This is a genomic window from Arthrobacter sp. UYNi723 (assembly GCF_054057635.1).
In genome coordinates, this window is record NZ_JBSRZM010000022.1 from 1 (window position 1) to 17,081 (window position 17,081).

The following is a 17,081-nucleotide window of genomic DNA, read 5'->3' on the forward strand; positions in this document are numbered from 1 at the left end:
TATGCCTTTGTAGCCGGCGGTGCAGGCGTTGCGCACGTAGCTGCCACAAAGCTGCCAGACGATCCAATCGGCGGCCTCCACCCAGTGGTCCATCGCAGCGTAGGCTTCGGGGTCCTCCTCCAGCAGCTGTAGGCCCTTGGCGAATTCCCACTCGGAGGAAATGAGCCCTCCGTAGCGCGGCAGCCAGGCTTCGCCGCGCTCGGCGGCCAGGACGTTGATCCGGTCCGCCTGCGGCTGCGCGGCGTGGTGCCGCCACAGCTTCACGTAGGCGTGCGGGCGGTTGGCAAAGCCGGGCAGTTCATTGAGCGGGGTGCCGTCGGCCTTGACCGGCACCATGGTGCAGGCCGTGAAGTCAGTGGCTATGCCGACGACGGCGCCCGGGTCGATCCCGGCGTCGACGATCGCGGCGGGGACGGCGTAGCGGAGGACGTCGCGGTAGTCATTGGGCACCTGAAGCGCCCATTCCCCGGGAAGCCGGGCGGCGCCGTCGCCCGCAGCGCCCGCTACATCCGCGACATCCGCCGGGAGGACATCCGTCACCACGGCATGCGGATAGTCAAAAACTCCGCTGCCGAGTTCCTTGCCGTCACGGACCCGGACCACCACGGCCCGCCCGGAGAGGGTGCCGTAGTCCACGCCTATGACAAAGTTTTCGGTTCCGTCCACTGAGACGTCCATCAAATCCTCCAATACGTTCCGCAGCATTGCGAAGTCCTCCAATTGTTAGCGCTAACAAGGAACCTGTCAAGGAAATTATGCAGACGCGTTACGCAAGTGGGGCTCCGGTCCTCAGGTAATCCGCGGCCGGGCGGCGGTGCTGGCGCGCACCACGAGCTCGGGGCCAACCACCAGGGTGCCACCGGCGGCGCCGTCCTCGACCTGGGCGCGCATCAGGTCCATGCAGCGTTTGCCGAGTTCTTCGAAGTCCTGTCGGACAGTGGTCAGCGGGGGCATAAAGTAGGCGGATTCTGGCTGGTCGTCGAAGCCGATCACGGACACATCCTCGGGTACGCGGACGCCCTTCTCGCCGAACGCCCGCAAGAGCCCCAGGGCCATCTGGTCGTTGCTGACGAACACTGCCGTGGCGTTGCGCTGCTCTGCCAGCTGCTGCCCGATCCGGTACCCGCTGCCCGCGCTCCAGTCGCCCTCGACCAGGAGGTCGTCGCCGAGCCCGGCTTCCGCCAGTTCCTCTCGCCACCCGTCAACACGGGCTTGGCCATCGATCCAGTCCAGCGGTCCCGAGACATGGCCGATACGCTGATGGCCAAGACTAATCAGGTGGGCCACCGCCAGGCGTGCTCCGAGTTTCTGGTCCAACATCACCCCGCACAATTGCCCATGGCCGGCTTCACCCACTACGATCACCGGGACATTCAGGTTCAGGCCTTCCAGCACCTCAAGCGTCCCGTCGTGCGGCACGATGACAATCAATCCATCCGCACCCTGGTCCGTCAGGTGGCCCACCGCATCGGAAATTGCCTCAGCCCCGGCCCCCTTGATCGCGGCGATGCTCACGAAATAGCCCGCCTCCCGGGCGGCCTGCTGGACGCCCAGCAGCGTATTTGCCGGCCCATACTGTCCCAGTTCGGAGGCGAGGACGCCGATGGTCTGGGTGCGCCGGGTCACCAGGCTCCTCGCGGCCGTGTTGCGCCGGTAGCCCAGCTCGGCAATCGCCGCCTCGACGCGCCCCCGCGTCGCCGCGCTGACATTCGGATGGTTGTTGATCACCCGCGAGACTGTCTGGTGGGAAACATTGGCCCGCGCTGCCACGTCTTCGAGCCGGGGCAGCCGCCGGTCGTTGTTGTTCCCCATGCGAGTTGCCTTTCCTCCGTTTGCGGCACGTCCGCGTGACATCAAGTTACAGCAGGGTGGTCCCTTCACAGGGCCGGCCGGCGGACCACGACCCCAGCGGTCGGTTAGGCTGAAGTGATGAAACGCCGCCTTGCCGCCCTGTCCGCCGTCCCCCTGATGCTCCTGCTCTCCGCCTGCGGGTCGGTCCAGGAAGTCGCTGAAAACGCCGCGAACGATGCCGCCTCCCAAGTGGCAACCGCAGCCTCGGACGAGGTCAAGAAGCAGGTCTGCACCGTGGTGGAGGACGGGCTGGTCAGCGTACAGGACAAGGCATTGCTGGGCGGGCTGGTGTCCGCCGCGGACGCTGCCGGTGTGCCCGCGGAAATTACGACGCCGTTGGACCAGATCGCCGAGGCCGGAGACCAGGTGCCGGCTGAGTCAGTCGCCGCACTGACGGAAGCCTGCTCGGCTTAGTTCCGACTTTTGGCGGCAGCGCCGGCCTTGCCAGCAGCTTCGGCAATTTGGCCGGCACCGCCGGCCGAATTGCTAGCGCTTGCCCTTTTTGCGTGAGCCTTTGCCGCGGCCCTTGTCCGGATTCGGCGCGTAACGCTGGGCCACCTTCGGTTTCTTGACCGCGGGGCCGCGCCTGTCCGGCTTCGGCTCCTTCTTGGGCTTCTCCTGCTGGGCCGAGGGCTGCCGGGAGCTCGCCGCGGTGCGGCCGCGGACAATCCCGATGAACTCCTCAATAATGTCGTCCGTGGAGTCGCTGGGCCAGGCCAGGGCGATCTCCGTGACCGGGGCACCCGTCAGCCTGCGGGCCACGGTGTCCTTGACGTTGAAGTGCCTGGCCACGGACATCGGCAGGATCACCAGGCCCGCACCGGACGCCACCACCTGCATGGCTGCTTCCGGACCACCCATGCCGGCGACGTCCACGAAAGTCTCTGCCGCGAGGTCGGCCAGGGCCACTTCCTCAAACACTGAAATCTCGTGCCCCTTGGGCGCCACCACCACGGGCTGCTCCTCATACAGGGGGATCACGTTGAGGCCCTCGCGCTCCACCGGAAGCCGGACAAAGCTGAGGTCCGCGGAACCGTCACTTAATACCGAAAGCTGGGCGCCGTCGTCGGACATAAACGACTCCAACGGGATGTCCAGCACGCGCTCTTCCCAGCGTCGGATCCACTTGCCCGGGGTCACGCCGGCCACATAGGCGAAGCGGAGCACGCGGGGCGCCTCCTGCTCCGGCGATTCGTTGGGGCTGGCGTTCTGCGGGGATTCATTGTTTGCGGGCACGTCTTCACAGTACCGCCCGCGCCGCCTTGCGATGCCGGACCTGTTGTTGAGATGAGGTGGGACTGGTACAGAGATGGTGCGGGACTGGTCCTGAGGTGGTGCCCTACGGGCAAGCAGCCAGATACCCTTGAACCATGACCTCTGCAAACTCCCAGTCCATGAAGCCGGCCACCGTTGCCAAGAAGCTTGGCATCTACCTGCCGGCAACACCGCAGGAGTTCCAGGATTCAACCATCAGCCGCGCCGATTTCGCCGAACTCCAGGCCAACCCGCCGGAGTGGCTCGCGGAACTCCGCCGCAACGGCCCGCATCCCCGCCCGGTGGTGGCCCAGAAGCTGAACGTCTCCATCAGCGGCCTGGCCCGCGGCGGTGTTGAGGAAGCGCTGACGACGGCGGAAATCACCGCGCTGCTGCAGGCTCCCCCGGCATGGCTGGTCACCGAGCGCTCCACCCACGCCGCCGTCCGCACCGAAGCCCAGCGGGTTAAGGACGAGGCTGCCAAGAAGGACGCCAAGAAGGCCCGCGAACAGGCTGTGTAGCCTCCGCTTTCCGAGTTGCCCTGCGCTGGCCGAGTTGCCCTGCGCTTTTCAGAGGCTTGTCCGTGGATCCGAACCTTGACGATTCGGATCCACGGACAAGCCTCTGTTGTTCCTGGCGGGAAGCTGTTCCTGGCGAGGGGGCCAGCCCGGGAAAGTCAGTCCCGCGGGAACGTCAGTCCTGGTGCAGCTGCACGAAGTTGCCGCAACCGTCGTCGAAGACTGCACTGATCCCGGACGGATCCTCTGACGGCTCGCCCTGGAATTTCACGCCGGCAGCCACCAGCCGGTCGTACTCGGCCTGCACATCCGGAACCCCGAAGGTGATGGCCGCGAGCCCGGCGTCGTGCAGTGCGTTCATGTAGTTCGCACCGATCGGATTGTCGCTGGGCTCCAGCAGCAGACCCACCGAAGCGGCGTCAGAGCCCGGATCCTTGATGATGAAGAGGTTGTGCTCAGGCATCACCATGAGTGTCTCGAACCCGAGGGTCCCGGTGTAGAACGTGTGGGCGGCGGCCGGATCCTGGACATGGATGCTGCACATTTTCAGTCTCATGGTCCCAAGCTACCGGCCCGCAGCAGGTGCGGAAACCTCCAGTCCGGAAACCGCGCCCGTGCAGCCGGTCCAGCCATTGACCCCGGTGCCCGGAGGGGATGCAATGGAAGGAGCAACCCGGAATCCTGGGCCGGGCCTGACGCGGGGAGGTGCCGCAGTGCCGGCATTTGCAGAATCCGTCCTGTTTGGAGCGCTGCAGCTGAGTTTCTGGGGTGCAGTGCTGGTGTGCGCGGTGGCTGCCACCGTCCTGGCTGTCCGCCGGCATTCGACGCCGGACCCTGCCCTCCGCGCCCCGGACCCCGTGTTCTGGGACGTGTTTATGGGCTCTGCCGTGGCACTTCCGGCGATCCTTATTCCCACACTCGCGTCACCCTGGTTTGGTGTGGTCCTCGCCGCGCTGGGCGCAGGGGCGGGCGTGGCCGCCTACCGGGGCAGCCCCCAGATCCTGGCGTTGCAGGAACGCCGCCGGCAGCTGCGACTCGACCGGCCCGTTCACACTGCGGCGCAGGCTGAACATGACGCACTCCTGGCCCGGTGGAGCCGCTACGAACTGGACCCTGCAAGCTGCATCGACTACCCCGCCATGACGGACGTCCGGCTGCCCGAGACGTCTGCGCTGATCCGCGCCATGAAGGAGGCAGAGCAGCTGCGGGCGGTGCCGCACCAAGGGTACGCTCCCGCCGTCGTCCGCTTTGGCGTTGCCCTCGCCGCGGCGGAACGTGCTGCCGGGATCCCTGCCGGAATCACCGCCGGCGGACGTTAACTGCTGTGTCGCCGCCACTGGAGTCCGGCGGCGGGGCGCCGTAGCATCCGAGGATGGAACCCACAGAAGCGGAAATCCGTGACCAGTTCGGCAGGCGCCTGGAGGATAAGGGGGCATGGCGGCAGGCCATCACCCTGGAAGCTGCGGGGGAACTGACTGCGCGGTGGCTGGAGGGCCATAGCGAATACCAGGCCGCCACCTTTACGGTCGGCTACGACGACGAAACAGAACCGATCGCCACCGAGCTTGCCGCCCTCAACAGGAACGGGCTGTTCACCAAGGAGTCCCAGCCCGGCCTGCGGACCGACAACTCCGCCCAGCGGCAGTACGTCACCGGCTTCTGCAGTGCAGAGGCGGCCGTGGACCTCCTGGCCCTCTCCACCCGGACCGAGCTGGTGACTGTTGCGCATGCCCCGGGCGAGGCCAGCAGCGCCGCAATCCCGGTAACGCTCGACGGCGACGAGGTAGTTACCGTCCTCGGCTCCAGCGAGACTCCGGTGCAGGAAGAGCAGATCCAGGACTGGGCGGAGGAGACCAACGAAACGCTGGCCCTCCTGCTCGCCGACTCCTGGTATGTGGAAATCCTGGATCCGGTCTGGGGCCGCAATGACGTGCTGCTGCCGGCCGTCCTCGCCGCGCTGAAAGCCGCGCCGTAGCCTACGGTATTTAGGCGTCGGAGTTTCCGGCTTTGAGCGCAAGGCCGGGCCGTGCGGAACTTCCAACAGCTAAATAGAAGGGCGCACTGTGGGCGGCGTTGTTTTCGGAATCCTGATCGTCTCCGTCGTCATTGCCGTGGGCTATTTCGCCGCCCGGCTGCGGATCCTGGGGCCGGAGGTCCAGGGTGCGCTGACCCGCACCGCCTACCACGTCACCAACCCGGCGCTGCTGTTCACGGTGGTTGCCGGCAGTGACATCCGTGCCGCCCTGGGAACCGATGCCCCTGTACGCCGTGGGGACGGCGCAGCACGTGGCGCCCGTGCTCGTGGTCCAGCTCCTGGTGATGGCGCCGTTCTACCTGACCGTCCTGGGGCTGGTCTCCGGGTCCAAAATCTCGTGGAAGAGAATGCTGCTGCAGCCGTTCGGCAATCCCATGATCATCGCCTCCGCGCTGGGTGTGGCGGTCGCCCTGACAGGCTGGACCGCGCCGGACCTGCTGCAGAGGCCGATCGACATGCTGGCCGGCGGGGCCGTGCCCATGGTCCTACTGGCCTTCGGCCTGTCCCTCGCCGGCCGTGCCCCCCCCCTGCAGAAGGACGACGGCCGGACCGAAACCCTCGTGGCAACCTTCCTCAAGGTCGCAGGGATGCCGCTCATTGTGTGGGTTCTTGGCCGCTTCGTCTTCGGGCTGGAAGGACAGCATCTCCTCGCCAGCGTGATCATGGCGTCACTTCCCACGGCCCAGAACGTGTTCCTATTTGCCTCCCCCTATGGCCGCGGCATGACGGTGGCCCGCGACGTCATCCTGTGCACCACCGTGCTGAGCGTGGGGGCGCTCCTGGCCGTCGCCTGGCTGGTGGGATAGCCACGGGGCAGATCTTCCAGCTCCCACCGGACGTCCAAAAGCGGGACCGACGAGTGGCCCTGAATGGTTCAGCGCGTCGTTGCGTTGACCTCCGTCGTTGTTACCGCATAGTGGACCCAAACCCTCGATTGACTTCATTTCCGGCGATCGAATCCTGTCCTCGAATAGCGACGACAAGCGACAAATTAGATGGAGATCACATGACTACCGAACAGCCCGTTGGTCGGTCGGGTGTCACCGGGATCGACGTGCGTCGTTCCCGGTGGTGGAGCCTCGGGCTCGTGACAGTGGCCGGGGTGTATTCAGTCGGTCTTGCTCTTCGCCCGGGTGAGGACTTCAGCCCGTTCGTGGACGGATTCCTTGCCCTGCTCACGGTCTGGGTTCCCGCAGCGGTCGGATGGCTGGTGGTTCACCGCACGAATCGTAGGCGACTGGAGATGATCCTCGCAGCAGGGGCAATATCCTGCACGGCTGCGGGGGATACTTATTACGTCCTAATGTCTGCTGGCGGCGCGGATGTGCCCTTGCCCTCCCCTGCCGACGTGGGCTACACGGGCTTCTATGTGTTCATGCTGGCCACCCTGGCCGTGGTCATACGGCGTCGCCTGCCAGACATGACATGGCCCGTCGTCCTCGACGCCGTCGTCGGGGCCCTGGGGGCTTCAGCCGTTCTCGCGGTGGTTCTGGATCCCATCCTCAGCGCGGTCCTCGACGGCCCGCGTTCCCTGGCCATGGCTCTCGGCGCCGCCTATCCCCTGTTGGATCTCCTTCTGGTGGCTGCGGTGATTGGGATCGCAGCCACCACAGGACGCAGCATCGGACGGGGATGGGCCCTGTTGGTCCTGGGACTGCTCACCTTTACCGGCGCCGACATCGTCTATGCACTGCTGGAGTTAAACAGTGTCTATGTCGTCGGAACCCCCCTAGACGCTTCATGGGCGCTGGGCCTCGCCGTGATCGGCGCCTGGGTTGTTATGCAGGGCCGCAATGAGCCGTTGGGCAGGGAGACCTTGGCGGTTCCGTCCCAGTCTGTTCCTGCCCTGGCGACTGTAGCGAGTCTGTTTGTTTTGATTTTGGGAACGCAGGTGCGCGTGGTCCTGGTCGCTGTTGTCTTGGCCAGCTTGACTCTGGCGCTGGCGGCGCTGCCGCTGGTTTTCCGGCAGCGGATCCGGCTGGCCGACATGCGGCATCAGGCTCGAACTGATGAGCTGACCGGGCTTCCGAACCGGCGGGCCCTCTACACGGAGGTGCCGAGCCGTCTTGCCTCAAGCGGGCGACGCCGTAGTGCGGTGCTTCTGCTGGACCTCGACAAGTTCAAGGAGATAAACGACAGCCTCGGCCACGACGTGGGCGACACACTCCTCACCCAGGTCGCCGGGCGTCTGTCCGGGCAGCTTCGGTCTGCTGACCTGCTGGCGCGAATGGGAGGCGACGAATTCGTCATTCATGTCGATAACTGCGGTGTTGACGAGGCACGGGCTGTGGCCGTGAAGTTGAGGGCGGCGCTGGCCGAACCGTATGATCTGGGCGGTGTCACGGTGCACGTCAATGCCAGCATTGGCATTTCGTGTCACCCGGACCAAGGGCAGGATTTGACGATGTTGCTGCGTCGGGCTGACATGGCGATGTACAAGGCCAAGTCGATGCATAGCGGCCACTTCGTTTACGACGGCGGCGAGGTCACCTCCGGCCTAACGCAGGCCCACCCCCTGCAGACGCTGAAGGACGCTTTGAGTGAGGACCAGCTGCTCCTGCACTTCCAGCCAAAGATCGATCTCGACACGGGGGACGTCCGCGGCGTGGAGGCCCTCGTCCGCTGGCAGCATCCGGACTTGGGGCTTCTGGAGCCCGATGATTTTCTTCAACGGTTCTTGGAAGCCGGACTCATGCCGGGCCTGACGGGCGTCGTCCTGGGCAAGGCCATGGACCAAGCGGCAGCCTGGGCGGCAGAGGGCCAGCCGCTGACCGTGGCAGTGAACCTCTCCGCACCTTCGATCATCGACTCGGGCTTGCCGGCCCAGATTGACGCGATGGCCTCCGCACGCGGATTATCACCCTCCGTCCTCGTAGTGGAGATCACGGAAGACCTGTTGGTGGCTGACCGCGACCGCGCCTGCAGGGTGTTGGCCACGCTGCGCGACATGGGCGTCCGGATCGCCGTCGACGACTTCGGCAAAGGCTACAGCTCCCTGTCCTACCTGCGGGAACTCCCCATCGACGAACTCAAACTCGACAAGTCGTTTATCCTGTCCATGACCGAAGACTCCCGCGCCATGGCTCTGGTAGTTTCAACCATTGACTTGGCCCACAGCCTCGGACTCGGCATGACCGCCGAAGGCGTGGAAAACGCAGACGCATACCGCGCCCTCGGCGACTATGGCTGCGACGTGGCACAAGGCTTCTTCATGTCAAAGCCCGTTCCCGCCACGGAACTGGACGCATGGCTCGCGGACCGCCGCCAACAACCACAGACGGGCCCGTTTTCCATTCTGCATCCTGACCGGACTGCCGAAGGCGCGCGCCGCACACCGTGACAGTGCAGGTGGCCGACATGCTTGTGATACAAGTTTGATACTTGTGCTCTAAGTAGAGGGCAATGCAGCCCGGACAGCCTGCTTTGAGGAGCAACCATGAGTACCGTCGATGTCATCCGGCACGTCAAGCTTTCCACTGCGCGGCTGCCGCTCGCCGTCCCCATCAGCGACGCCAAGGTGTTCACCGGCCGCCAGAAGCCCATGACCGAAGTGGTGTTCCTTTTCGCGGAGATCACCACGGAACTGGGCCACAGCGGCATCGGATTCAGCTACTCCAAGCGCGCCGGCGGCCCCGCCCAGTACGCCCACGCCAAGGAGGTCGCGCAGGGACTCCTCGGCGAGGACCCCAACGACATCGGCAAGATCTACACCAAGCTGCTCTGGGCCGGCGCCTCCGTGGGCCGCTCGGGTGTGGCCACCCAGGCCCTGGCCGCGATCGACATCGCGCTCTACGACCTCAAGGCCAAGCGCGCCGGCCTCTCGCTGGCCAAATTCCTGGGCGCTTACCGGGACTCCGTCCAGACGTACAACACCTCCGGCGGCTTCCTCAACGCCTCCCTGGAAGAGGTCAAGGACCGCGCCACCGTACTCCTGGACGAAGGCATCGGCGGCATAAAGATCAAGGTCGGCCTGCCCGATTCCGCCGAAGACCTGCGCCGCGTGGCCGGCATCCGCGAACACATCGGCTGGGATGTTCCCCTGATGGTGGACGCCAACCAGCAGTGGGACCGGGCCACCGCCCTGCGCATGGGCCGCCAGCTGGAGCAGTACAACCTCATCTGGATCGAAGAGCCGCTGGATGCCTACGACTTTGAGGGCCACGCGCACCTGGCCAACGTCCTGGACACCCCCATCGCCACCGGCGAGATGCTGGCGTCCGTGGCCGAGCACAAGGGCCTCATCACCGCCAACGGCTGCGACATCATCCAGCCGGACGCACCCCGCGTCGGCGGCATCACGCAGTTCCTGCGCCTCGCCGCCCTCGCGGACGAACGCGGGCTTGGCCTGGCGCCGCACTTTGCCATGGAGATCCACCTGCACCTCGCCGCGGCGTACCCGCGGGAACCGTGGGTGGAGCACTTCGACTGGCTTGACCCGCTGTTCAACGAGCGCCTCGAAACCAAAAACGGCCGCATGCTGGTCCCGGACCGTCCCGGCCTGGGCGTGACCCTCAGTGACCAGGCCCGCGCCTGGACCACCGAGTCCGTGGAGTTCGGCGCGTAACCTTGAACGCATGAGCCGGAACCTGACCGCGGACCTCGCCGCCGACCTTCGCACCCGCATCGTGGACGGCGTCATCCAGCCCGGCGACAAGCTTCCCAGCGAAAACGCGCTGATGGTCGACTTCGGCGTCAGCCGCACTGTGGTGCGCTCGGCACTGACGCGCCTCCAGGCCGAAGGGCTGGTGGAAACCGAACGCGGGCGGGGAAGCTTCGCGCTGACCCCGCCCGACGAGGGCCCCCAGCCAGTCCCAGGCAGCCGACCCGTCGCCAGCATCGAAGACCGCCTCCACCTGCTGGAATTCCGGCTGGGCGTCGAGACCGAAGCTGCGGCCCTAGCCGCCCGCAACCACTCAGACCGCCGGCTAAGGGCCGTCAGTGCTGCCCTGGAACAGTTCGCCGCCAGCGCCGACCACCCCGGCCACGCCATGAAGGCCGACTTCGAGTTCCACCGCGCCATCGCGGCCGCCTCCGGCAACCCTTTCTACTCAGATTGCCTGGCCGCCCTGGGCCAGACGATGATCGCGATGCCGCGCACCCGGCTGCTCACCGGCGTCGAACATTACGCACGGGACCACTTTGACCAGGTGGTGCACGAGCACCGGTCCATCGCTGCCGCCATCGCCGACGGCGATGAGACCGCCGCCTCGGCCGCCATGCGCAGCCACCTCGCAAATTCCCGACGGCGGTTCAAGGCTTCGGTACGCCCGCCCGCTTAGCACCGCCCGCACTCAGCGCTCCTCGCGGCCGCGGGCCAGCACCTGCCCGTTGAAGAACTCGGGCCGCAGCCTGGACATCACCAGCATGATCACCACGCCCAGCAGGATCACGCCCATGCCCAGGATGAACACCATCCCCAGCCCGCCCACCGATGATCCGGAGCCGTACCCGGGGTCCATGGAATCGGCGGCGGTCTTGAAGAACATCACCAGCAGGATGACTCCGCCCAGCAGCGGCGCCAGGAACTTGAAAAAGAAGGCGCGGCCATTGCTGAACGCCTGGGCCCGGAAGAACCAGACGCATGCCAGGGCTGTGATGCCGTAGTAGAAGCAGATCATCATGCCCAGCGCCGTGATGGTGTCCCAGAGCGCGTTTTCCGAGGTGGTCCGGGTGATGACGTAGAAGGCTGCGGCGGCAACGCCCGCGGCGATCGTGGCGTAGCTCGGGGACTTGAAGCGCGGGCTGACCTTGCCGAAGCGGCCCGGGAGTGCCTTGTAGTGACCCATCGACAGCATGGTCCGCGCCGGCGACACAAACGTGGACTGCAGCGAGGCGGCCGAACTGCTCAGGATGGCGAGGGACATCAGGATGGCGAACGGTCCCATCACCGGCCCGGAGAGGACGGCAAAGATGCTCGACTGGTTGTCCGGATTCCCGGCGCCCAGGCCGGTTTCGCCCACGCCCGCAAAGGACAGGGTGGCCAGCGCAACGGTCATGTAGATCGCGACGATCACCACCACGGTGACGGTTGCCGCCCGCCCCGGAGTCTTCTGCGGATTTTTGGTTTCCTCGTTCATGGTCAGCGTGACGTCCCAGCCCCAATAGATGAAGATGGAGAGGGAAACCCCGGCAGCAAAGGCTGAGAAGGATCCGACCGCGAACGGGTTAAACCAGTCCGGCGAAATGGCGGTCGCATCAAACGCCGAGCCGTTGGCCACGTGGCTGAAGGCGGCAACGGCAAACCAGCCCAGCACCAGCAGCTGGAACGCCACCAGTACATACTGCACGCCCTTGGTGGCTTCCATGCCCCGATAGGAAATCCAGCAAGCCAGGGCGATGAACACCAGGGTGGTGGCGATGTTCAGCGGCAGGTTCTTGCTCAGCTCGCCCAGTTCCGGGTTCCCGAACAGCTGGGCCAGCATGAGATAGAAGAAGTCGACGGCGACGGCCGCCAGGTTGGACAGCACAATGATGGTGGCCGCAATCAGACCCCAGCCACCCATCCAGCCGATCCACGGACCAAAGGCGCGCGATGCCCACGTGAACGAAGTGCCGGCGTCGGGCATGGCATTGTTCAGCTCGCGGTAGCCGAACGCGACCAGAATCATGGGGATAAAGCCCACCAGGAAAACCGCCGGCAGCTGCACCCCCACCTCCGATACCGTTGGCCCCAGCGCCGCAGTCAGCGTGTACGCCGGCGCGATGCAGGAAACACCGATAACGACGGCGCCCACCAGCCCCACCGCTCCGGCCTTCAGGCCCTTGCCGCTCAGGCCTTTTTCAGCAAGGCCATTGTCCACGCCGCTGGCTGTCTCTGCTGTCACTTCTTTGGGACTCATGGCCTTGCCTCTCGTAGTTCATTCGACGCTGAATAGGTTGGAGCTGTTGCTGGTGCTGGTGCTGGTGCGCTCAGTCGACGGCGGCCGCGGCCATATGTTCCGCACCGGAGGCGCCCGCATTGGCTGCAATACCCGCCGCAGCCGCGATGCGCGCCGCCGTGCGCTGGCCCATGCGGACGGCTCCGTCAACGTGCTGGTAGCCCTCGGCGGCGAGGTCTGAGGAGCACCAGTAGATCGGGCCAACGGGGGTGTGCTGGTCCTTGCCGTAACGGTGCAGGCCGCCCAGATCGTAGCTGGCTGCGTACGCGCCCCGGGTCCATTCCTCGGAGCCCCAGTCGGATTCGTAGTAGACCCCTGGTGCCAGGGCCTTATCCCCCAGGAAGCCGGCAATGGACTCCAGCACCACGCGCTTCCGTTCGGCGGCACTCAACTCGAAGACGGCGTCGGCCTTTTCGTCCGAGATGAAGCCCACCAGCGTTCCGCGCGAATCACCGTGGTTCGTATTGTCGTAGACCTCCTGGACCAGCGACCCGGCGCCGAAGCCAGTGCCGGAGAGTCCGTCTTCACGCCAGAACGGCGTGCTGTAGACGGCGTGGACCTTGATCACCAGGCCCAGCGACTGGTGCTGGTGCATCTGGTGCTGCCGCCGCGGAAGGGGTGGATCAAACGAGACGCGCGAGTAGAGGTTCGGCGGCACAGCCATAATCACAAACCGCGCATTCACGGTGGCACGCTCCGAAACAACACTGACGCGGTGCCCGCCTTCACCGTCATCGTCCCAGTGGACGGTGCGCACCGGACTGTTAAGTACGACGTCGGCACCCAGTTCCGCTGCCTGCAGCAGGGACACCTGCTGCATCCCGCCGATGACCCGCTTGTCCAGGATGAAGTCCTCGTCCGTGAGGTGGCTGAAGGACCCGGCGGAGGCTGCCATCAGGACCGCCTGCAGTGCCGAGAAGGCGTGTGCGGGCTTGGTGAGCATGCCCCCGGCGATGAACAGGCCAATGTTGTTGCAGGCTTCCTCGTCGGCCGAATTGGCGCGCAGCCAGTGGTGGAAGGAGACGGTGTCCAGTTCACGGGCCTTGGGATGGGCCCACGGCTCGGTGGCGCCGATTTCCGCGGCGAGGCCGTCCAGAATGCCGATCAGCTTGTCCATTTCCGCCCCGGTGGCTGCGCTCACCGGGAAGGAATCACCTGTGTAGCGGGTTTTCTTTCCGTCGGCGCCGACGTAGACGGACTCGCCCTCCCGGTAGCGGGAGTATGTCTTCAGGCCGAGCTCGTCCAGGAGCTCCAGCAGTACGGTCTGATCCGGGGAGACCCACTGGCCACCGATTTCCAGCATGGCCCCGTCAACGGTGTCGGTCCAGGTTCGGCCGCCCACGCGGTCCCGTGCCTCCAGCACTGCCACGCTGAGCCCGGCCTTCTTCAGCTCGCGGGCAGCGGTGAGCCCGGAGGGTCCGGCGCCAACGATCACAACGTCACGGTCAAGATTCAGCATGATGTCCTCTCTGTGGCCGGTCGAGTGACACGAACCACTAAATGAATGCCATTCATTTATTAGAACTATAGCCGTTTTGCCGTCCGCGAGGAAGAACCGGGTGGAATAATGCTGGAGACATCTGCCCGCAGAAAGGCCAGCAATGCCGGCATCACCAGCCGCTTCACGAACTGCCACGGAACGCGAACCCGTGCCGCAAACCGGTGCGGCACGGCGCCGCGTGGGGCGGCCCGCCGCGGCTGTCCTGGACCAGGCGGGCATCACGGCAGCAGCCCTGCGGCTGATCGGCAAGAACGGCTACGACGGTCTCACCATGGCCGCACTGGCCCGCTCACTTCACGTGGCGCCGTCGGCCCTTTATAACCATGTGGAATCGAAGCGGGACGTGCTCCTCCTCGTGGAAGACCACCTGACTGCCCTGGTGGACGTGACCGCGTTCGCGGCGGAACCCTGGGAGTCCGCGGTGCGGAAATGGGCCTGGAGTTACCGGGACGTCTTCGCGGAGCACACTCCCCTGATTCCCGTCATCGCAGTACTTCCCGTGACTGACGCCCCGCAGACCCTCGCCATGTATGAGACCGTCAGCGCCGGATTCCGGGCGGCCGGATTCCCGGAGGAGCGGATCGTGTCCGCCATCGTGGCCCTGGAATCCTTCATCTTCGGATCCGCCTACGACGTCACGGCCCCCGCCGACATTTTCGAATCCGGCAGCATGGCGGAGTCGACGCCGAGCTTCACGGGAGCAGTCCGGAGCCTGGCCGCGCAGGGGCACGAGAAACCTGCGGACGTGGCGTTCAGCCTGGGGCTTGAGGCCCTCATTGCGGGCTTCGGGGCGTTACGGAAGTAGGCGCAGGGCGTTCTCAGCCTCATCCTGTTCCACCACACCAGATTCCGCCAGCCACTCTATGGCGCGCCGCCGCATGGCTCGGTCATGGAATGAGAACCATAGGGTCTGAAGCTCGGGGAACTCTGTGAGCGTGTTCCTGAAACGCCGGAATGCTCCCTTGCCGTCTATTGCGCGCCAGAGCAGGTCCTTGGCGCGTTCATCCCGCACATCCGCAATGAACAATTCCATGTCGCGGTAGGCCTCATACGGTCTAATCGGTTCCACCACGATGGCGCCAGCTGCTTCGAGATCTTCCTCGGACTCTTCGGCTTCGTCAAGCGAGTCCCTTAGCCAGAGGTTGGTCTCTCCCGTGCGGGGGTCGAACCAGTACCTGGAATCCCAGTCGGACGGGGAATCGAGGGCGAGTTGCAGCATTTCCAGATCAATTGCGTCCAATGTCAGCATGAGCAGTCCTCCGGCCGCATGATCCAGCGGGTGTCACTCGCATGCTATACCCACAGTTACGCCCGCGGCATGCCGGATTCGGCCGGCCCAGCGTTAAGGACCGCCCAAGCGTTAAAGAAAGGAACCCCGGTCCGAAGACCGGGGTTTCCTTGATTGCGTGCGCGAGGGGGGATTTGAACCCCCACGCCCTTTCGGACACTGGCACCTGAAGCCAGCGCGTCTGCCGTTCCGCCACTCGCGCGCAACTTCTTTTCCATGAATTACGGCCGGTTTCCCGGATCCGCAACCTTGTAAAAGCAGCGAGATCAAGCATAACGGACATCGGCGGCAAAACACCAATTGAGCCTCGGGAGGGGTCAAATTCCCCGCCGGGAGGGGGCCGGCAGGGAACCCCTAGCGAACTTTTCCGGGGGCCCGGCCGTCGTGGATTAAGGTCATTCACAGGCCTGCCCAGTAGTATCTGATGTAGTAGTGCCTGCCATTGCCAGGCAGGCCGCTGGGTCCTGAACTGCATTGTTGGCTGAGTTCTGGAACGAAAACTGCCCCGCAGTCGGGGGGAAAGGAGAAGGACCATGGGATTGCTGGACAAGGTCGAGCGCGGCATCGAAAAAGCCGTCCGCGGTGTCTTCTCCACCGGTTCGCGCGCCCAGGTTGAACCTGTGGAAATCGCCAGCCGGCTCCGCCGCGAGGTGGACAACAAAGCCCTCACCATCGCCGCCGGCCGCACACTGGCCCCCAATGTCTTCGACGTCCAACTCAGTGACGACGACTTCAGGAGGGCACAGGACTGGGGCACGCCGCTGGCCGAAGAACTCTGCGACGTCGTCATCAACCACGTCCGCAGCCAGGGCTACACCCTGCAGGGCTCGGTGCGGATCTCTTTCCGCCGTTCCGAGGAGCTGCGCGCTGGGGACTTCGAAATCGTCTCCTCCACTGAGAAGTCCAAAGCCGGCCCCGGAGTCTCCTCGGCCAGGCCCAACCTGCCGGCAGCCCCCAGCCGCCCGCCCGTACGGCTGCAGCCCGTCCTGGACATCGACGGCCAGCGCTACTCCCTCAATGCCCCCTCCATCGTCCTGGGCCGGTCCTCCGAGGCCGACATCCTGATTGACGACACCGGCGTCTCGCGCCGCCACCTCGAGATCCGCACCGCCAGCGGCGTCACCAGCGCTGTGGACCTCGGCTCCACTAACGGCAGCTATGTCAACGGCCATAAACTGGCAGGCAGCACCGAACTGACCGACGGCTCCACCATCACAATGGGACGGACAAAGATCATCTTCCGCCTGCTTCCCGCCAACCCTGGGGGCCGCCCATGAGCGACCTGACCATCACTGCCCTGCGGTTTGGGTTCCTGATCCTGCTCTGGGTCCTCATCTTCAGCATCGTTTCGGCCATGCGCCGGGACCTGATGGTGGGCCGCAAAGCCGCCGCCGGCACCCCCACCGCCCGTCAGGTCCGCAAAAACCCGGAACTGGCCGAGGCTCCGCCGCAGCCGCTCAAGCAGCAGGCCCACCAACTGGTGGTCACCGAAGGCCCGCTCAAGGGAACCACCATCCCGCTGGCCGCCAGCCCCATCCTGTTGGGCCGCGCCCAGGAAGCCACACTGGTACTTGAGGACGACTACGCCTCCGGCCGCCACGCGCGGTTGTTCCCGCAAGGCAGCCGCTGGTTCATCGAGGACCTTGGCTCCACCAACGGCACCTACCTGGCCGACCAGCAACTTACCCGGGCTCTGCCCGTTGAGCTTGGTGTACCCGTGAGGATCGGCAAGACGGTCATCGAATTGAGGCCGTAG

At 65.4% G+C, this 17,081-nt stretch carries 18 protein-coding genes, 1 tRNA gene and 1 pseudogene; 11 read left to right on the plus strand and 9 right to left on the minus strand.

Annotation, left to right across the window (positions count from 1 at the left end; all coding sequences use genetic code 11):
• Both ACVWY0_RS16125 and ACVWY0_RS16130 read right to left on the minus strand, forming a co-directional pair.
• Positions 1–678, minus strand: a pseudogene (locus ACVWY0_RS16125) (ribulokinase); the annotation flags it as partial.
• Between the two features lie 111 nt (positions 679–789).
• Positions 790–1,812, minus strand: coding sequence for a LacI family DNA-binding transcriptional regulator (locus ACVWY0_RS16130; RefSeq protein WP_485837574.1), 1,023 nt, complete (start codon positions 1,810–1,812; stop codon positions 790–792).
• Positions 1,813–1,929: 117 nt separating this feature from the next.
• On the opposite strand from ACVWY0_RS16130, the gene ACVWY0_RS16135 reads away from it, so the two are divergent.
• Positions 1,930–2,265 carry a hypothetical protein gene (locus tag ACVWY0_RS16135; RefSeq protein ID WP_485837575.1) on the plus strand — a complete coding sequence of 112 codons (336 nt, stop codon included), beginning with the start codon at positions 1,930–1,932 and terminating at the stop codon, positions 2,263–2,265.
• 72 nt (positions 2,266–2,337) lie between these two features.
• On the opposite strand, the gene ACVWY0_RS16140 is transcribed toward ACVWY0_RS16135, so the two are convergent.
• Positions 2,338–3,087 carry a LysR substrate-binding domain-containing protein gene (locus ACVWY0_RS16140; RefSeq protein ID WP_485837576.1) on the minus strand — a complete coding sequence of 250 codons (750 nt, stop codon included), beginning with the start codon at positions 3,085–3,087 and terminating at the stop codon, positions 2,338–2,340.
• Positions 3,088–3,221: 134 nt separating this feature from the next.
• On the opposite strand from ACVWY0_RS16140, the gene ACVWY0_RS16145 reads away from it, so the two are divergent.
• Positions 3,222–3,626, plus strand: a complete 405-nt coding sequence (locus ACVWY0_RS16145) for a DUF5997 family protein (RefSeq protein ID WP_485837577.1) — start codon at positions 3,222–3,224, stop codon at positions 3,624–3,626.
• 172 nt (positions 3,627–3,798) lie between these two features.
• Here the strand turns inward: ACVWY0_RS16145 and ACVWY0_RS16150 are convergent, their stop codons facing one another.
• Positions 3,799–4,179, minus strand: coding sequence for a VOC family protein (locus ACVWY0_RS16150; RefSeq protein WP_485837578.1), 381 nt, complete (start codon positions 4,177–4,179; stop codon positions 3,799–3,801).
• Between the two features lie 157 nt (positions 4,180–4,336).
• On the opposite strand from ACVWY0_RS16150, the gene ACVWY0_RS16155 reads away from it, so the two are divergent.
• Both ACVWY0_RS16155 and ACVWY0_RS16160 read left to right on the plus strand, forming a co-directional pair.
• Positions 4,337–4,942 carry a hypothetical protein gene (locus ACVWY0_RS16155; protein ID WP_485837579.1) on the plus strand — a complete coding sequence of 202 codons (606 nt, stop codon included), beginning with the start codon at positions 4,337–4,339 and terminating at the stop codon, positions 4,940–4,942.
• A gap of 53 nt (positions 4,943–4,995) precedes the next feature.
• Entirely contained in the window at positions 4,996–5,598 is a 603-nt protein-coding gene (locus ACVWY0_RS16160; RefSeq protein WP_485837580.1) for a DUF6919 domain-containing protein, read from the plus strand.
• Positions 5,599–5,608: 10 nt separating this feature from the next.
• Here ACVWY0_RS16160 and ACVWY0_RS16165 read toward each other — a convergent pair whose 3' ends face one another.
• Positions 5,609–5,809: a hypothetical protein gene (locus tag ACVWY0_RS16165; RefSeq protein WP_485837581.1), complete on the minus strand. Its 201-nt coding sequence runs from the start codon at positions 5,807–5,809 to the stop codon at positions 5,609–5,611.
• Positions 5,810–5,849: 40 nt separating this feature from the next.
• Here ACVWY0_RS16165 and ACVWY0_RS16170 point away from each other — a divergent pair, with 40 nt between their 5' ends.
• From ACVWY0_RS16170 to ACVWY0_RS16185, 4 genes are all read left to right on the plus strand, one after another.
• On the plus strand, positions 5,850–6,464 hold the full coding sequence (locus ACVWY0_RS16170; RefSeq protein ID WP_485837582.1) for an AEC family transporter: 615 nt from the start codon (positions 5,850–5,852) through the stop codon (positions 6,462–6,464).
• A gap of 200 nt (positions 6,465–6,664) precedes the next feature.
• Positions 6,665–8,998, plus strand: a complete 2,334-nt coding sequence (locus tag ACVWY0_RS16175; RefSeq protein ID WP_485837583.1) for a putative bifunctional diguanylate cyclase/phosphodiesterase — start codon at positions 6,665–6,667, stop codon at positions 8,996–8,998.
• A 96-nt stretch (positions 8,999–9,094) separates the two neighbouring features.
• Positions 9,095–10,222, plus strand: coding sequence for an L-talarate/galactarate dehydratase (locus tag ACVWY0_RS16180; protein ID WP_485837584.1), 1,128 nt, complete (start codon positions 9,095–9,097; stop codon positions 10,220–10,222).
• Positions 10,223–10,232: 10 nt separating this feature from the next.
• The gene (locus ACVWY0_RS16185; protein ID WP_485837585.1) at positions 10,233–10,937 is read left to right on the plus strand and encodes a FadR/GntR family transcriptional regulator; all 705 of its coding nucleotides are present in this window, start codon (positions 10,233–10,235) and stop codon (positions 10,935–10,937) included.
• 12 nt (positions 10,938–10,949) lie between these two features.
• Here ACVWY0_RS16185 and ACVWY0_RS16190 read toward each other — a convergent pair whose 3' ends face one another.
• Together ACVWY0_RS16190 and ACVWY0_RS16195 are read right to left on the minus strand one after the other, a co-directional pair.
• Positions 10,950–12,497: an APC family permease gene (locus tag ACVWY0_RS16190; protein ID WP_485837586.1), complete on the minus strand. Its 1,548-nt coding sequence runs from the start codon at positions 12,495–12,497 to the stop codon at positions 10,950–10,952.
• 70 nt (positions 12,498–12,567) lie between these two features.
• Positions 12,568–13,995: a flavin monoamine oxidase family protein gene (locus ACVWY0_RS16195; protein WP_485837587.1), complete on the minus strand. Its 1,428-nt coding sequence runs from the start codon at positions 13,993–13,995 to the stop codon at positions 12,568–12,570.
• 142 nt (positions 13,996–14,137) lie between these two features.
• Between ACVWY0_RS16195 and ACVWY0_RS16200 the strand changes: the two genes are divergently transcribed.
• Entirely contained in the window at positions 14,138–14,842 is a 705-nt protein-coding gene (locus ACVWY0_RS16200; RefSeq protein ID WP_485837588.1) for a TetR/AcrR family transcriptional regulator, read from the plus strand.
• Here ACVWY0_RS16200 and ACVWY0_RS16205 read toward each other — a convergent pair.
• Together ACVWY0_RS16205 and ACVWY0_RS16210 are read right to left on the minus strand one after the other, a co-directional pair.
• Positions 14,831–15,286, minus strand: a complete 456-nt coding sequence (locus ACVWY0_RS16205) for a UPF0158 family protein (protein ID WP_485837589.1) — start codon at positions 15,284–15,286, stop codon at positions 14,831–14,833. The two genes, ACVWY0_RS16200 and ACVWY0_RS16205, sit on opposite strands and share 12 nt — an antisense overlap.
• Before the next feature lie 158 nt (positions 15,287–15,444).
• Positions 15,445–15,527, minus strand: a tRNA-Leu gene (locus ACVWY0_RS16210).
• Between the two features lie 331 nt (positions 15,528–15,858).
• Between ACVWY0_RS16210 and ACVWY0_RS16215 the strand changes: the two genes are divergently transcribed.
• Positions 15,859–16,602: an FHA domain-containing protein gene (locus ACVWY0_RS16215; RefSeq protein WP_485837590.1), complete on the plus strand. Its 744-nt coding sequence runs from the start codon at positions 15,859–15,861 to the stop codon at positions 16,600–16,602.
• Positions 16,599–17,081 (plus strand): FHA domain-containing protein FhaB/FipA, encoded by a 483-nt coding sequence (locus tag ACVWY0_RS16220; protein WP_056342800.1) that lies wholly within the window; start codon positions 16,599–16,601, stop codon positions 17,079–17,081. The genes ACVWY0_RS16215 and ACVWY0_RS16220 overlap by 4 nt, the downstream gene beginning before the upstream one ends.

Bases quoted from the DNA above. Each gene is read 5' to 3' on its own strand.
- ACVWY0_RS16130 (WP_485837574.1), bottom strand. From the start codon at position 1,812: ATGGGGAACAACAACGACCGGCGGCTGCCCCGGCTCGAAGACGTGGCA.
- ACVWY0_RS16135 (WP_485837575.1), top strand. From the start codon at position 1,930: ATGAAACGCCGCCTTGCCGCCCTGTCCGCCGTCCCCCTGATGCTCCTG.
- ACVWY0_RS16145 (WP_485837577.1), top strand. From the start codon at position 3,222: ATGACCTCTGCAAACTCCCAGTCCATGAAGCCGGCCACCGTTGCCAAG.
- ACVWY0_RS16150 (WP_485837578.1), bottom strand. From the start codon at position 4,179: ATGAGACTGAAAATGTGCAGCATCCATGTCCAGGATCCGGCCGCCGCC.
- ACVWY0_RS16160 (WP_485837580.1), top strand. From the start codon at position 4,996: ATGGAACCCACAGAAGCGGAAATCCGTGACCAGTTCGGCAGGCGCCTG.
- ACVWY0_RS16175 (WP_485837583.1), top strand. From the start codon at position 6,665: ATGACTACCGAACAGCCCGTTGGTCGGTCGGGTGTCACCGGGATCGAC.
- ACVWY0_RS16180 (WP_485837584.1), top strand. From the start codon at position 9,095: ATGAGTACCGTCGATGTCATCCGGCACGTCAAGCTTTCCACTGCGCGG.
- ACVWY0_RS16185 (WP_485837585.1), top strand. From the start codon at position 10,233: ATGAGCCGGAACCTGACCGCGGACCTCGCCGCCGACCTTCGCACCCGC.
- ACVWY0_RS16190 (WP_485837586.1), bottom strand. From the start codon at position 12,497: ATGAGTCCCAAAGAAGTGACAGCAGAGACAGCCAGCGGCGTGGACAAT.
- ACVWY0_RS16195 (WP_485837587.1), bottom strand. From the start codon at position 13,995: ATGCTGAATCTTGACCGTGACGTTGTGATCGTTGGCGCCGGACCCTCC.
- ACVWY0_RS16200 (WP_485837588.1), top strand. From the start codon at position 14,138: ATGCCGGCATCACCAGCCGCTTCACGAACTGCCACGGAACGCGAACCC.
- ACVWY0_RS16205 (WP_485837589.1), bottom strand. From the start codon at position 15,286: ATGCTGACATTGGACGCAATTGATCTGGAAATGCTGCAACTCGCCCTC.
- ACVWY0_RS16215 (WP_485837590.1), top strand. From the start codon at position 15,859: ATGGGATTGCTGGACAAGGTCGAGCGCGGCATCGAAAAAGCCGTCCGC.
- ACVWY0_RS16220 (WP_056342800.1), top strand. From the start codon at position 16,599: ATGAGCGACCTGACCATCACTGCCCTGCGGTTTGGGTTCCTGATCCTG.